Source organism: Sphingobacterium deserti, from assembly GCF_000757725.1.
Classification (GTDB): domain Bacteria; phylum Bacteroidota; class Bacteroidia; order Sphingobacteriales; family Sphingobacteriaceae; genus Sphingobacterium; species Sphingobacterium deserti.
In genome coordinates, this window is sequence record NZ_JJMU01000024.1 from 279,846 (window position 1) to 293,590 (window position 13,745).

At 44.5% G+C, this 13,745-nt stretch carries 11 protein-coding genes; 2 read left to right on the forward strand and 9 right to left on the reverse strand.

The window, feature by feature from the left end; genetic code table 11:
- Positions 1 to 127 precede the first annotated feature (127 nt).
- Positions 128 to 1,717, reverse strand: a complete 1,590-nt coding sequence (locus tag DI53_RS08575) for a RagB/SusD family nutrient uptake outer membrane protein (RefSeq protein WP_037497641.1) — start codon at positions 1,715 to 1,717, stop codon at positions 128 to 130.
- Positions 1,718 to 1,728: 11 nt separating this feature from the next.
- Positions 1,729 to 4,875, reverse strand: a complete 3,147-nt coding sequence (locus DI53_RS08580) for a SusC/RagA family TonB-linked outer membrane protein (RefSeq protein WP_037497643.1) — start codon at positions 4,873 to 4,875, stop codon at positions 1,729 to 1,731.
- 664 nt (positions 4,876 to 5,539) lie between these two features.
- Between DI53_RS08580 and DI53_RS08585 the strand changes: the two genes are divergently transcribed.
- Positions 5,540 to 5,920 (forward strand): hypothetical protein, encoded by a 381-nt coding sequence (locus DI53_RS08585; RefSeq protein ID WP_338056435.1) that lies wholly within the window; start codon positions 5,540 to 5,542, stop codon positions 5,918 to 5,920.
- Positions 5,921 to 6,107: 187 nt separating this feature from the next.
- Here the strand turns inward: DI53_RS08585 and DI53_RS08590 are convergent, their stop codons facing one another.
- From DI53_RS08590 to DI53_RS08620, 7 genes are all read right to left on the reverse strand, one after another.
- Positions 6,108 to 6,929 carry an N-acetylmuramoyl-L-alanine amidase gene (locus DI53_RS08590; protein ID WP_052072220.1) on the reverse strand — a complete coding sequence of 274 codons (822 nt, stop codon included), beginning with the start codon at positions 6,927 to 6,929 and terminating at the stop codon, positions 6,108 to 6,110.
- A 126-nt stretch (positions 6,930 to 7,055) separates the two neighbouring features.
- Positions 7,056 to 8,369 (reverse strand): hypothetical protein, encoded by a 1,314-nt coding sequence (locus tag DI53_RS08595; protein ID WP_037497647.1) that lies wholly within the window; start codon positions 8,367 to 8,369, stop codon positions 7,056 to 7,058.
- 71 nt (positions 8,370 to 8,440) lie between these two features.
- On the reverse strand, positions 8,441 to 8,983 hold the full coding sequence (locus tag DI53_RS08600; RefSeq protein WP_037497648.1) for an NUDIX hydrolase: 543 nt from the start codon (positions 8,981 to 8,983) through the stop codon (positions 8,441 to 8,443).
- Between the two features lie 2 nt (positions 8,984 to 8,985).
- Positions 8,986 to 10,725 carry a phospho-sugar mutase gene (locus DI53_RS08605; protein WP_037497757.1) on the reverse strand — a complete coding sequence of 580 codons (1,740 nt, stop codon included), beginning with the start codon at positions 10,723 to 10,725 and terminating at the stop codon, positions 8,986 to 8,988.
- A gap of 108 nt (positions 10,726 to 10,833) precedes the next feature.
- Complete coding sequence (locus DI53_RS08610; RefSeq protein WP_037497650.1) at positions 10,834 to 11,460, reverse strand: hypothetical protein; 627 nt, start codon at positions 11,458 to 11,460, stop codon at positions 10,834 to 10,836.
- Entirely contained in the window at positions 11,457 to 12,329 is an 873-nt protein-coding gene (locus tag DI53_RS08615) for an SDR family oxidoreductase (RefSeq protein WP_037497652.1), read from the reverse strand. Before DI53_RS08615 ends, DI53_RS08610 begins: the two co-directional genes overlap by 4 nt.
- A gap of 3 nt (positions 12,330 to 12,332) precedes the next feature.
- A complete protein-coding gene (locus tag DI53_RS08620; RefSeq protein ID WP_037497653.1) occupies positions 12,333 to 13,103 on the reverse strand; it encodes an enoyl-CoA hydratase/isomerase family protein in 771 nt (256 codons plus the stop codon).
- A gap of 87 nt (positions 13,104 to 13,190) precedes the next feature.
- Between DI53_RS08620 and DI53_RS08625 the strand changes: the two genes are divergently transcribed.
- Positions 13,191 to 13,721: an ExbD/TolR family protein gene (locus DI53_RS08625; protein ID WP_037497655.1), complete on the forward strand. Its 531-nt coding sequence runs from the start codon at positions 13,191 to 13,193 to the stop codon at positions 13,719 to 13,721.
- The last annotated feature ends 24 nt before the right edge of the window (positions 13,722 to 13,745 follow it).

Genomic DNA, 13,745 nt, shown 5'->3' on the forward strand with positions numbered 1-13,745 from the left:
TAAACGTTTTCAAATAGACAAAGGAAAAGGGGTTATGAATGTAAAAATTCATAACCCCTTCTTAATGGATTAGCTTTTAAGTGTCCTAACCACAGGGAACCTCCTTTATAAGTAGGGTGAATGATGTCTATTGATAACCATCGTTCTGTTCCGTTCTTAATGTTGGATTTGAATCGATTTCTGTTTGGGGAATAGGCCACAAGAAAAGATATCCGGTATACGGCTCGGCTGCTTGGGATGGATTTAGGATTGTAGTCCCATCGTATACGGCGCTGGTAAGTTGAGCCGGTAATACCTTCGCAGGAATCCCTGCAGTGCCGTAGCTAGATAATGCCAACCGGTGGATGTCAGCCCATCTTTTGCCTTCGGCAATGAATTCTATTCGACGTTCTTGGTAGATGGCCTGCCGCAGATCTGCTGGAGCACTTGTCCCGAAAGAATTTGCCGCCCCTACTGATCGGTCACGGACAGCATTCAAAAGGCGGAGGGCCTGTGCATTGTCCCCGGAGTAGGCATAAGCCTCAGCTGCGTTCAGCAGCACCTCAGCATACCTTATGATTGGATTCCAGTCGTCCAGATTTCCAAAACGGCGATATTTGTACGCGTAGACAAAGGGCCGGGCACCCCCGGTTTGCTTATAGGTAAGGGTTGTTTTGCGCAGATCGGTCGCTAACCAGAAACTCGCGTTATAAAGATTTGGGCTGATAGCGATGAGGTCACGCCCTTGTAGCGCCCCAGGACCATACATATTGGTGATCGCCCCGTTTGTTCCCGCATTGGAATTTACGCTCTGTGCGATAGAAAAAATGGATTCCGGATTATTTGTGTAACTGGTGAACGGTGTTAGGGGGTCAGGCGTTAATGCGTAACCTCCTATTGGAGAGCTAAATGAACCCGTTGCATTTGCGCCCAGCTTCGTACTTTCCACAATCACGCCGGGATAGTCCGCCATATGTAACTTTACCCGCGCCTTAATGGCAATTGCCGCACCTTTGGTCGCCCGGGAAATGCTTAGGTCGGCGGCGGAACGATCTATCGGCAAAAGTCCTTCAGCTTGATCTAGGTCTGCAAGTATATTTTGGTACGCCTGCTCCACGGTTCCTCTGCCAAGCGAAAGGTTTTCTTCAACAGCGGCAGGAGAGGTTGTTGCGACGACACGGTAAGGAACTCCTTTATTGGATGTAGGATTATCGGCATAGGGACGGCAAAAGTGTAGCAACAATTCATGGTGAGCCAATGCCCGTAGAAACAATGCCTCACCTTTATAAGGATCAGCTATTTCAGAAGAAATAACACCCCCATTGGCAGCGCCTTCTACGCCTTCGATAATCACGTTGCATTGATTGATTAAGGAGTAAAGTTGCTCCCAGTGGTTCTTATTGTTTGCAGTGGTAGGCGTATACTGGTTCATAAAGGTGATCTGAAAGAATGCCTGTAGATTGATCATATCCTCTCCACGCATGTCACCTTGTTCCGTATTGGCGGCTCCAAACGGATACCCTCTTCCCGCTCCACCTTCATACTGACCTACAGCTGCTTGGCGATACATGCCATTCACGGCGAGTTCGATGTTGGAAGGTGTCGTAAAAGCCGTGGATTCAGATAGTGAAGCTAGCGGATCCAGTTCTGTATAGTCTTTGCTGCAACCAGTCCATAGGGAAACCGCCAGTGTTGCGACGCTCAGTAGTCGATAGTATTTTGATATATAAATTTTCATAGTCAAGCGTATTAGAAATTAACATTTAGTCCAAAAGTGAATGTTCTGGGGATGGGATTTGACATAAAGTCAATAGCTCCTTGGGTATTTGTGGTAAAACTGTTGGCAGCTTCAGGATCGATACCGCTGTAGTTGGTTATCACAAAAGCATTCTCGACATTTGCGAACAGTCTGAGATTTTTGACGTGCATATTTGTCAGCCAGGCTTTGTTGTCAAAGGTATAACCTAAACCGATCGTACGGGCGCGTAGGAAATTTCCATTTTCCAGGAAACGCGTCGTGACGGAATTGACCTGGTTAATATTGGCCGCCTGACCGTAAAAGAGTTTAGGAACATCGGTCTGCTGACCCGGGGTTGTCCAACGATCCAAAAGCTCCGTACCAGCATTAGTGAACGTCTGGCTATTCAATACCTCTTGGCGTGTACGGTTAAACACCTTATTCCCGCCCGAGAAGGAAAAATTAAGCGCTAGATCAAATCCTTTATAAAAAAGAGTGTTATTGAATCCACCGTACCATGTGGGCATCGAATTTCCCAAAACCTGTTTCTCTCCCAGTGATCCCGCCTGACTTACGTCGGTTTCATCTTCGGGATTGTACACTTTCCAGCCTGGTGTATTGCCAGTAGAGGAAACCACAGCATTATATTGCACAAGTCCTTCGACTAGATTGCCTTGTGCATCGCGGTTATGCGATCTATATACCGCATTACCATTGGCAGAATTTACACCGTAGTATTCATATCCGAAAAATGATCCTGCAGACTCCCCCTCCCTGACGATATGGTAGGGGTATGTGATGTCATTGCCATCGAACAATGTCTGTACTTCATTTTTCACGAAGGTTGCGTTGATGTTTGTGTTCCACCTGAAATTTTCATTCGAAATAACGTTTCCTCCCAGAGTGATCTCGAAACCTTGGTTATACATAGCTCCTACGTTTTGACTAATCGAGTTGCCAGGTACACCTAAAGACGGAGGGGTGGGCACACCGAGAACCATGTTATCTATGTTGTTCCTGAAATAATCCGCAGTCAAAGTGAATCTGTCATTGACGAAAGCCATATCCACACCCAAATTATATTTCTTGCTTGTTTCAAACTTTAAATCTGGATTTCCGGTCTGTGAGTAGTATATCCCGGAGTAATCGCCGTAGATTGCTGCGCTGAATATTCCCGCATATGGGTAATTTCCGATAGCTGTGTTACCCACGGTGGCATACCCGCCACGAAGCTTAAATTGGCTGATAAAACTACTCTGAAAAAACGATTCTTTAGCAATGTCCCACCCCAGTGAAAGTCCCGGAAGAAGTACACTTTGGTTTCCGTGTGGTAGTGAAGAAATCCTATCCTGTCTCAGGGAGGCGGACAAGAAGTAACGATCTCGTATCGTGTAGTTTGCACGGCCAAAATAAGCCTGAAAAACATTTTCGTTTGCAGTACCGCCGATCAGTTGGCTATTTAGCGATCCAGAGATGATATTCTCATTTTCCGCGAAATAGGTGGAAGAAAGGTCAAACCCATGGGCAAAAAAGTTCCTGCTAGTGCTTTTTTGCGCCTCGATTCCAGCGACTACGCTCAATTTGCTCTCTGCAAATTCAACGTTATAGCTTAGGTAGTTCTGCCAGTTGTACCTCGATCGAGGGATATAATACTGGTAAACACGGCCGTTGACCGACCTGCCATCCCCATGCACCGGATTCCAGTATAGGTAGTCCTCTCCGGCCATATATTGCACACCGAGCTGTGATTTGAAATTCAGGCCCTTTAGAAGCTCCATATCAGCATAGGCGCTACCATTGAAGGCGAAGACTGAACTTTTGTAGATATTTGTTGCTAGCGTATAGGCTGCATTGGTATAACTTCCATCGATCCCTCTGGTGTTATCACCCTGCCCTAGGGATGCTCCATCTGAGGAAAAGTTGTATGAACCGTCTGCCCACTGAGAAGGCACGTTCGGCAAAGCGTATAGAGCAGAGGCGATGTTTCCCGAGAGAGCGCTACCACCATCGTTAAATCCTCTGTCTGCGACATAGGAAACCTGTGTGTTTATTCCCAATTTGAGCTTGTCGTTTAACGCTTTTTGATCAACCTTACCCCGGATGTTATATTTTCGCTGGCTGTTGGCAACCGAAACGCCTTGAAGATCTGCGAATCCGCCGGAAAAATAGTAGGAGGTCTTTTCTGTGGCTCCGTTGAGCGCCAGTGCGTGGTTCTGCTGGAATGCATTTTTTCTGAGTACGAGATCTTGCCAATCAGTGTCGTATTCCTGATTGCTTACGGGGTCAATCGTGGGAAATGCACCTTCGGTGTTTCCCGCATTGCGTAATTTTTCATTCGAGATCTCGATAAATTCGTTAGCATTGAGCAGATCGTAACGCTTCGATGGGGTGGCCAAAGCGAACCAATTGCTGTAATTAACACCCGAGGTGCCGGCCTTCCCTGATTTTGTGGTAATGTAAATTACCCCGCCTGCGGCGCGGGAGCCGAAGATAGCCGTAGCAGCACCATCTTTAAGTACCTCCACGCTCTGAATGTCGTCTGGATTTATACTAGATAAAGGGTTGTTGTAAAAAACACCGCTTCCGTCCCCAGTGATAAAAGGTACCCCATCGATTACGTAAAGGGGATCTGAAGAACTGGATAACGAACTTAGTCCCCGGATTCGAATTTTTGCTGGTTGGCTCAGGTTCCCAGAAGTGACAGAACTCTGTACCCCGGCTGCAAGTCCCTGCAGGTTTCTGTCGATAGAAGAGGCTGAATTGTTTGTAAAACTCTCTCCGGATAATGAAGTTATTGCTCCTGTGGTTTCTCTTTTGGTCTGCGTTCCGTAGCCTACGACTACAACCTCATCAAGCGCCGCCTGATCACTAACCAGTTCCACATTCACAACAGTTCGGTTTCCGATGGCAATGCGTTGCGATACAAATCCGATGTAGGATACGGCCAACGTGCCTTCTGAGGGAGCGGAAATAGAATAGCTCCCATCAGGACCGGTTTGTGTAGCGCTGTTTGTACCAATGATCAAAATGGAGACCCCGGCAACGGGAGAACCGTCTACTGACGAGGTCACTATGCCTGTCAGCTGACGGTTTTGTGCAAACGAAATGCCTGTTAGACATGTAAGCACAAGGAAAGTAAAAATTAATTTTTGTTTCATTTTGGTATTATTGTTTAGTTAAGTATTCTTCATCTAAGATGTCTTTGGGGAATATGGGTTCATTAAGACAAATACAGTCCACTTTGGAAGCGTATGCTATCTGATTATTTAAGTTCTAATAAAGAATGTTTCTCAGTGTTATTTGGCAATAAGTGTCCAAACCCCCATGCTTTGATATAGAATTTCTGAAAATGCGGTAAAAACGGAGCGATTTAAGCTATTTGTTATTACAAAATCGAGTAGTTTGAGTAAGTTGGATCGTGTTTCATATTTTATTTGTTTAGTTTTTTAACGTCTTTGGCGAGAAAGACTCGATTAACATGCAGTAGTAGACGCTTGAGTTTAACGATTAATTGCTCTTACTTTTTCTAAAGTATTGAATAAAAATGTATGATCAAAATAAAAAAAGATAAAAAAAAGCCTTTTTGTCGAATCCGAGAGAATTATCATTTAATGAGCCGATATAACGGATATTTTAAGCCTCCTTAAATGAATAGCCATCAAATTATTATATACGGTGTTTGATTTATGAGTGAATTGATTATTGGACTTCAGATTGTCTTAACGGCTCGCCTTTAATTCGGATTTTGGGCAATTTTTCTGGATCATGAGCTTTTCATTTTACTGATAATCTCTGTTCCTTGCAAATAAAACAAAAAGCAATTTGTACGACATGAAATCTTTTTCGAACAAATTTTATTTCCCCGTTGCAGGCACCTTGATGGTAGAGCCAACAGAGTCTGAATCGAAAGCTGAACTAGATCGTTTCTGTGATGCATTAATTGCCATCCGCGCGGAAATTGCTGCCGTAGAGGCTGGTGAAGCTGACCAAAAAGAAAATGTTTTAAAACATGCGCCGCATACCGCAGAGGTAGTCACAGCAGATGAGTGGAGCAGACCTTACAGCAGACAGACTGCAGCGTATCCGCTTCCTTATTTGAAGGCTAATAAGTTTTGGCCTTCCGTAGGGCGAGTAAACGACTCGCAGGGTGATAGAACGTTAATCTGTTCTTGTCCATCTATTGAAGAATACGCAGAGGCTTAATCCGCGGTTAGTCTTTTGCTGACAAGTCTGTAAAAAGGTGATTAGTTTTCGTCATCGCGAGAAGAAGTAACGACGACGAAGCAATCTTACCATATAAAAAATGCGTCATTGCTAAGTATGACGAAGCAATGACGCATTTTGAAGTTAATTAAATATCGCTTTAGCCTTTTTGCGATAATAAGCTATGCTACAAATACTTCTTAAAAATAGCGTACAAAATTTTCAGGTCTTGCGCTGTTAAGATTGCGGTTGTGGTATCGCGTTGTATATAGTGAATTTTAAAAGCTTTTACGGCGGCATCTATATTTTTTACATCATATCCGATGACGCGTAAGGCTACCTTCGGATCGAAATTCACAGGAGGCTCTTCCAATATCTGGTCATACCAAAACCCGAATCCACGGTCTGCAAGTGCCTTCCAGGGGAAGCGCGAGGGATCGTTCTTACGTGTAGGTGCATAGTCCATGTGGCCAATGAAATTGGCTTGCGGAATTTTATACGTATCTTTTAGCTGTTGCAATAAGCTGAGTAGTGCTGCAATCTGCGCGTCGGGCCAAGGATCTGTGGTGCCGTTGTTATCCAGCTCGATCCCAATAGACGAAGAGTTTAGGTCGGTATCATTTCCCCAACGGCCTGCACCGGCATGATGCCCGCGATAGAGGTCATTGAGCATTTGTACAATCTTGCCATCGCGTCCGATGACATAATGTGAGCTAACGCCTACTTTCTCATTGTGAAAGGTTTTTACAGTTTGCTCCAACGATTTCTGCGCCGTGTGGTGTATCATAACATAGTTTGGCTTGCGCACGCCGAAGTTTGTAGAGGCGATCCACTCTTTGTTGTTAGAGAGAACCCTATCCAATTGCCCTTCTACTGGAGCTTGACCATATTGAGCGGCGAAATTCTTTGCTTTTTCTTTATAGATTTTTTCAGTAGCTGCATACTTCCCACCACCACATGAAGCAATAAACAAAAGTAACGCAGGTAGCGCATAATATATCCGTGTCATACTTATTCTTTTCTCAAATGTACAAAACAAAGGTCGAAAAGGTTAAGAAGATTAATACGGTTAAAGGGAAGTTGATACAAAGCAGCAGGAGGAATACTTAACAATCCTCCTGCTTTATGTGTGGTATTATACAGTCTTAACGTATTTCTCGTCGTAGTTTTCAATATCGACGATGTATTTGTTTTGTATCAGAAAGTCGAAAAGGTGCTGCGCTTCATCAGCTACTGGCATATTTCGTGTCGTAACGATTTCGTTGGATTTCTTATCCAAATAAGGGTACGCATATAGCCTTACATCTTTACTGAACATCCCGGAAATGTAGGAAAGCAGTTCGTTTGTATATTCCTCTTTATTATACTGATGGGTATTAAAGATGTTCTTCAAGTTGGAAACGTTGGTTGCGATACCTACATGTTTCGGCTTAAATGACTTCACGAACTCGGCCAGGTAATTATTACGATGAAAGTTGGAAACCATAATATTGTTCCCTGTCGAACAAAGGTATTCCGCGCGCTCAGCGAAGTAACGGAGATCATCGTCCGTGATGGCGTTATCTTCATCTAATGCATTACTCATTAAAACCTCGATCAAAACAACGGTATCTTCTGCAGTGGCACCGCTATTTTTTTCAAATTGCTCTACGGCGAGGTTAAAGAGGTCGAAGTTTGGGTTAGACTTTTGCCGGTACTTTGTCCGTAAAATAATGATGTTTTTCTTGTATAAGTAATCCTTTATTTGCGCGGCCTTCGCGTCTGGTCTGAAGATCGCTGCTTTCGCAAATCCTTTCGCGATCAGATACAGGTTGAGCAAACGCTCATTTGCTTGTTCAAACACGGGGCCGGAAACTTTAACCAAGTCAATTTCAACGGATCCAATAGATAAATTGTCTACCAACGACTCAATCATGGTTTGTGGATCTTCGGCATAATAATAGGCAGCGAAGATGAGATTGACACCTAGGATGCCTAATACTTTGGACTGTAACCTAGAATCACTATCAAGCAAGCGTACATGGATCACGATATCGTTTACCGGGCCGCCCACTTCATGTTGAAAGCGTACGCCAATCCAGCCATGCGGCTCATTGGTTTTTGTGAAGTTTAGTGTCGTTACGGTATCAGCAAAGGCGAAAAATTTCTTGGAGCCGTATTTCTCGCCATGCAGACGTTCGGTAAGTAAATTAAATTCATGGTGGAGCATCTTATTTAAGCGGGTGCGACTAACATACCGGCCAGACTCTTCGACGCCATAAATCGCATCGCTAAAAGCCATGTCGTATGCAGATATTGTTTTAGCAATCGTGCCGGATGCAGCACCCGCTTCGAAGAAATTACGAGCCACCTCTTGCCCGGCGCCAATTTCCGCAAATGTGCCGTAAATGTCTGGATTTAAGTTAATTTTTAATGCTTTTCGCTTTGTTTCAAAGATTTCTCTCGCCATATGGCAAAGGTACAAAAATCATGGGGATTATTCGGGGAGCGGCAGTTTTTAGGGAATAAAATTAGGTTTGCTTAAAGCAAACCTAATTTCTGAAAAGTATAAAAGAGAGCAGAAGTATGAAGTGCCTGGCCGATTTTATTAGCCAGTAAAAACTGTTTTGCTTCCTCGATAGACATGCGAACGACATCTATATCTTCGGAGGCGTCCAACTCTTGCTCCTGCACTTTACGACCGCCCGTAAGCAGATAGGTGTGGGTTAGGTTTCCGCTGGTCGCCGGATTAGCATAAAGCTCACAAATCTTCTCTATGTTCTCAAATGCGTAACCTGTTTCCTCTAGAAGTTCCCGACGAGCCGCGAGTTCTGGCTCTTCACCGGCTTCTACCACACCCGCCGGCAATTCGACCATGATCTGCCCGGCGCCGTGCCTATATTGCTTTACAAAGAGTACCTCATCATCTACCGTAATGCCCACCATATTTACCCAAGTGGGATACTCTAATACATAGTATTCGTCTTTAATAGTGCCGTTTGGCATCTGCAACTTATCGACGCGCAATGTTGCCCAAGGCCTTTGAATGATGTATTCCGACTCCAACAACGTCCATTTATCCATGCTTAGTCTTTTACGATATCAGCCATGATATTCTTTACTTTCTCTTCTAGCTTCTTAGCCGTTTCCTCATACGCTGAACGGTTTGCCAAGCTTTCCTTTACCGAGCAGTAAAATTTGATTTTTGGCTCTGTGCCGGATGGGCGAGCAGAGATCACGTCGCCATCAACGGTAATAAACTGTAGCACATCTGATTTGGGTAAGTCAATGTTCGATTGGCTGTTGTCCGCAAGAACGTTTGATACGCTATTTTCATAGTCGCGTATTTCCTTAACGGCTACTCCACCAAGAGATTGCGGGGCATTTGCACGCAAATCGGCCATCATTTGTTTAATTTCATCAGCCCCCGCTTTTCCTTTTTTTGTCAACGAAATTAATTTCTCTTGGTAAAAACCGTAGGTTTCATAGATCTCTAATAGCACATCAAAAAGTGATTTTCCTTGGTTCTTGAAGTAGGCTGCCATCTCGGCAATGAACGCGCATGCGTTCACCGCGTCTTTATCACGCACTAAGTCGCCGACTAAAAAGCCATAACTTTCTTCTCCACCAACAAGGTAGTTTTCTTTACCCTCCACTTGCGTGATCACTTCACCGATAAATTTGAAGCCTGTCAGCGTCTCATAGTTTTTAACGCCGAAGCCCGTACCAATATCGCTGATGAGATTCGAAGTAACAATCGTTTTAACGATGAAATCGTTTTCTTTTAATGTGCCGTTCTCTTTCTTCGAAGACAGTACATAATAGGTCAATAGACTCCCGATTTGATTGCCGTTCAACAGTTGGATTTCGCCGTTGTGGTTTTTAACCGCCAAACCTACGCGATCGGCGTCCGGATCGGTCGCCATCACGACGTCTGCATCGATATCCTGCCCTTTTCTTTTGGCCATACTCATAGCCTCTTCTTCCTCGGGATTTGGATATACAACTGTTGGAAAGTTTCCGTCTGGAGTCGCTTGTTCATCTACAACTTGCACGTTTTTAAAGCCCCATGCTTCGAGCATTTTTGGAACGATGGTGATACCGGTACCGTGTATAGAAGAGAAAACAATTTTTAGATCGCTCTGCGCCGCCACGGCCTCTGGGTGAATGCTGAGTTGCGTGTTCGCATCAATGTAAAGTTGATCGAAGTCTTCACCTACCAGCGTGATATTCTCTGATATGCCGTCAAATTTTATTTCTGATACAGATTGTATCGCATTAACTTCCGTAATTACGTTTTTATCATGTGGTGCGACAAGTTGTCCACCATCATTCCAGTAGGCCTTGTAACCATTATACTCTTTTGGATTGTGCGAGGCCGTAAGCATTACGCCTCCCTGGCAACCAAAGTGGCGCACAGCAAATGAAAGCATAGGTGTAGGACGCAGTTCTTTAAAAAGATAGACATGGATGCCGTTCGCTGCGAAAACATCAGCCACCAGCTGGCCAAACTTTTGCGAATTATTACGGCTATCGTAGGAAACCGCTACCTTAACGTCCTGATCAGGAAACTGTTGTTTGAGGTAGTTGGCTAAGCCTTGTGTCGCTTTCCCAATGGTGTATTTGTTCATGCGGTTGGATCCGACGCCCATGATGCCGCGCAGCCCTCCTGTTCCAAATTCTAATTCTTTATAGAAGGAATCAATTAATTCAGTTTCTTGTTTATCATCCACAAGTTTTTGTACCTGTCCAACGGTCTCTGCGTCGTATTCAGCGCTTAACCATTGTTGTATGCGATTATTTGTGGCTTGGTCAATAGTATTCATTATGTATAGATATTTAATGCCTAAATATAGGCGTTTCTTTTCAATCAATGTTGCCGTATATATTAAATACGGTATAGTTATGTACAAAATTAAGATCGTTTCACGTGCTTAAGCGTCACACCAACCGTAGGCGCGATCCAATACGGTTACATACCAAGATCCCTTATACTTTTTGATATGAAAGATAAGGTTCTCTGCGTTTGTAAGGATCACGCGGTAGCTATCTTTCTCCAACTCTTTTATAGTATTGACGGTGGTCGCATCTATCTGTTCAAACTCCTGTTTGAACGCCGTGATTTGAGCAAGCTGATTTGCCTGTTTGGTGCTATCGCAGAAGAAGCCCAATTTGTCCCACTTTTCACCGCCACAGTCATAATGTGGGAGTTCAGCAAAACTAAGCACATAATCGTTCTCAAAGCTGGTGTAGGGGAAGTGCTCTGGAACGGGCTTTTTAAAATCTAAACGCTCGACCTGTTGGTAGTTGTCCATAGCCCCGGGGCGGTAAATGATATACAGCCCGAGGTCCGGGTGAATTAAGGCATTTGCCTTTTCACTGTCCTGACTGAGGTAGGCCCGAGTAAATCGGGTAATCACCTCGGTCATCGCTTGCGCCTCGTCGCTAGGGCGCATGGTCGTTGACACGGAATCTTTTGTTTCTTCACTTTTTTTGTTGGATGAATTGCAGGCCGCAAGTAGTGTTGCCACGCAGCAAAAAGCCAAGATTATTTTTCTCATGATTTATTGTTTTTTCTGATGGTGTCTGCGATAGTATCCCACATATCGGTGGGGATAGCTTCCAGATTATTAAATTCGCCGGCACCTTGCAGCCATTCGCCACCATCAATAGTGACGACCTCACCATTTATAAATCCTGCAAAATCCGAAAGCAAGAAAGCTGCGAGGTTGGCCAGTTCCTGATGTTCACCAACGCGCTTTAGTGGAACACGATTTTTGAAGTCGAACTTTTCCATAAGCTCGCCCGGCAATAACCTGTCCCAAGCGCCTTTCGTCGGAAACGGACCGGGTGCGATGGCGTTGTTTCGAATACCATACTTTCCCCATTCTACGGCCAAAGATCGTGTTAATGCCAAGACGCCCGCTTTGGCAATGGCTGATGGCACGACATAGCCTGACCCGGTGAAGGCGTATGTAGTTACGATATTTAGCACCGATGCTTTTTGTTGCTTGGCAATCCAGTTTTTTCCGAACGTCAGTGTGCAGTTTACGGTACCTTTTAAAACAATGTCGATCACGGTGGAAAAGGCATTGGCAGATAAGCGTTCCGTGGGCGAGATAAAGTTCCCCGCGGCATTGTTCACCAACAAATCTACTCGAGAAAATTCCTCTTCGCTTTTGCGAAGAAGATCTTCGACCTGTTCAACATCGCGAACATCGCAAGCGATAGGCAGCACCGGGTTTCCTGTAGCAGCACTTATTTCTTTTGCCGTTTGATCGAGTACCTCTATTTTGCGGCTCGTGATAATCACGTTGGCGCCTAGCTCCGAAAAATAATGCGACATGGCTTTGCCCAATCCCGTTCCCCCGCCGGTAACCACGATTGTTTTACCGCGCAAAGCGTCGGCCTTTAATGCACCTTGTACCATGTTTTACCCCCTGTTTTTAGTAAGATTATCGATTATTGTTTTTAATATTTGACGTGTTGACGGTCGCCACCACTGTTCTAACACCTGTTGTATGGCTTCTGTTTTGTTTTCTTTAACTTTCTGTAAAAGTTCTTGCCGCAAATTGATTTTTGTTTCACCCCATGCGGAACGATCAAACTGCGTCCAGCTTTTTGCTTTCCGCGTGGCAAGTGTATGAATACGGTCTGCTGATGTAATCTCGTCAATAAGACCAATGTCGTGTGCTTCGGCCGGGGAGAGCAATTTTCCTTCCAACAAATTTTTGTAGGCGGTGGGCTGGCCGATCCAAAAGCTGTAAAGTGCAAAAATGCTGTGGGGTACCACAATACCGACCGGTACCTCGTTTAATCCGATAACGTAATCACCTTCCGCCATAATCCGGTAATCGCAACATAACGCTAACACGCAGCCGCCGGCAGGGCTGTGTCCTGTAATAGAAGCGATAACGGGTTTCGGGAAAGAGGAGAGCCCGTAGATGACATCCATAAAAGCTTCCCAAAAGCGAAGCATGGTTTGTTCATCATATCCGTAAAGGGTGATAAGATCAAGTCCAGATGAAAAGAACCCTTCTTTGCCATGTAAAACAAGAGCCTCAATGGCTGGATTCTTTTGGTGCGTTAAAAGCTCTGCATGCAGCTCTTGTAGCATTTCTAGATGCATCGCGTTTGATTTACCTCGGTCTAGACCAATGTAGGCAATATGATCGGTAATTTGTGTTTTTATGAATTCCGCCATAATCACTTTATAATAGTTTATGGAAAAATACACAAAAAATCATCCAAAATTTAATTAACCCTTGTTTTACTTTTAAACAATACGATTATGGCAGAATTGACAAACGGCAACCGCAATGGAGGAAGTAAACAGCGAAGAAGCAGCCGCAATAGGCCTATGCCAAAGGTAGATTTGACTGCTATGGTCGACTTGGCCTTCCTTTTAATTACCTTTTTTATGTTAACCACTTCGCTACAAACTCCTAACAGCTTAGATGTGGCTATGCCCGATAAAACAGGCCCGCTTAGCGCACCGATACTTTTGAGTGAAGAGCGCACGTTGAATCTTCTTTTGGGGGCCAATAATGAGTTGACTTATTATCAAGGAGCTTCCGATTCTCCCAAATCTAACCCCCAAAAAGTGAGCTATGACAAACTGGGCTTGGGGCAGCTGCTGCTGAAAATGCGCGAGCAGGTAAGGCAGGCGACAAATGGGGACGATCTTATCGTGCTGATTAAGCCTAGCGAATATGCGATTACCAGAAATCTCGTAGATGCATTAGATGCTGTGCAGCATGCATCGATCAAGCGATTTATGATTGCTAAGTTGGACGCCGAAGAGCAACGGATGGTTCGGTAGGCCAAATAAGATTTTGTGGAACAT

Bases quoted from the DNA above. Each gene is read 5' to 3' on its own strand.
- DI53_RS08600 (WP_037497648.1), bottom strand. From the start codon at position 8,983: ATGGATAAATGGACGTTGTTGGAGTCGGAATACATCATTCAAAGGCCT.
- DI53_RS08575 (WP_037497641.1), bottom strand. From the start codon at position 1,717: ATGAAAATTTATATATCAAAATACTATCGACTACTGAGCGTCGCAACA.
- DI53_RS08625 (WP_037497655.1), top strand. From the start codon at position 13,191: ATGGCAGAATTGACAAACGGCAACCGCAATGGAGGAAGTAAACAGCGA.
- DI53_RS08605 (WP_037497757.1), bottom strand. From the start codon at position 10,725: ATGAATACTATTGACCAAGCCACAAATAATCGCATACAACAATGGTTA.
- DI53_RS08610 (WP_037497650.1), bottom strand. From the start codon at position 11,460: ATGAGAAAAATAATCTTGGCTTTTTGCTGCGTGGCAACACTACTTGCG.
- DI53_RS08580 (WP_037497643.1), bottom strand. From the start codon at position 4,875: ATGAAACAAAAATTAATTTTTACTTTCCTTGTGCTTACATGTCTAACA.
- DI53_RS08590 (WP_052072220.1), bottom strand. From the start codon at position 6,929: ATGACACGGATATATTATGCGCTACCTGCGTTACTTTTGTTTATTGCT.
- DI53_RS08615 (WP_037497652.1), bottom strand. From the start codon at position 12,329: ATGGTACAAGGTGCATTAAAGGCCGACGCTTTGCGCGGTAAAACAATC.
- DI53_RS08620 (WP_037497653.1), bottom strand. From the start codon at position 13,103: ATGGCGGAATTCATAAAAACACAAATTACCGATCATATTGCCTACATT.
- DI53_RS08595 (WP_037497647.1), bottom strand. From the start codon at position 8,369: ATGGCGAGAGAAATCTTTGAAACAAAGCGAAAAGCATTAAAAATTAAC.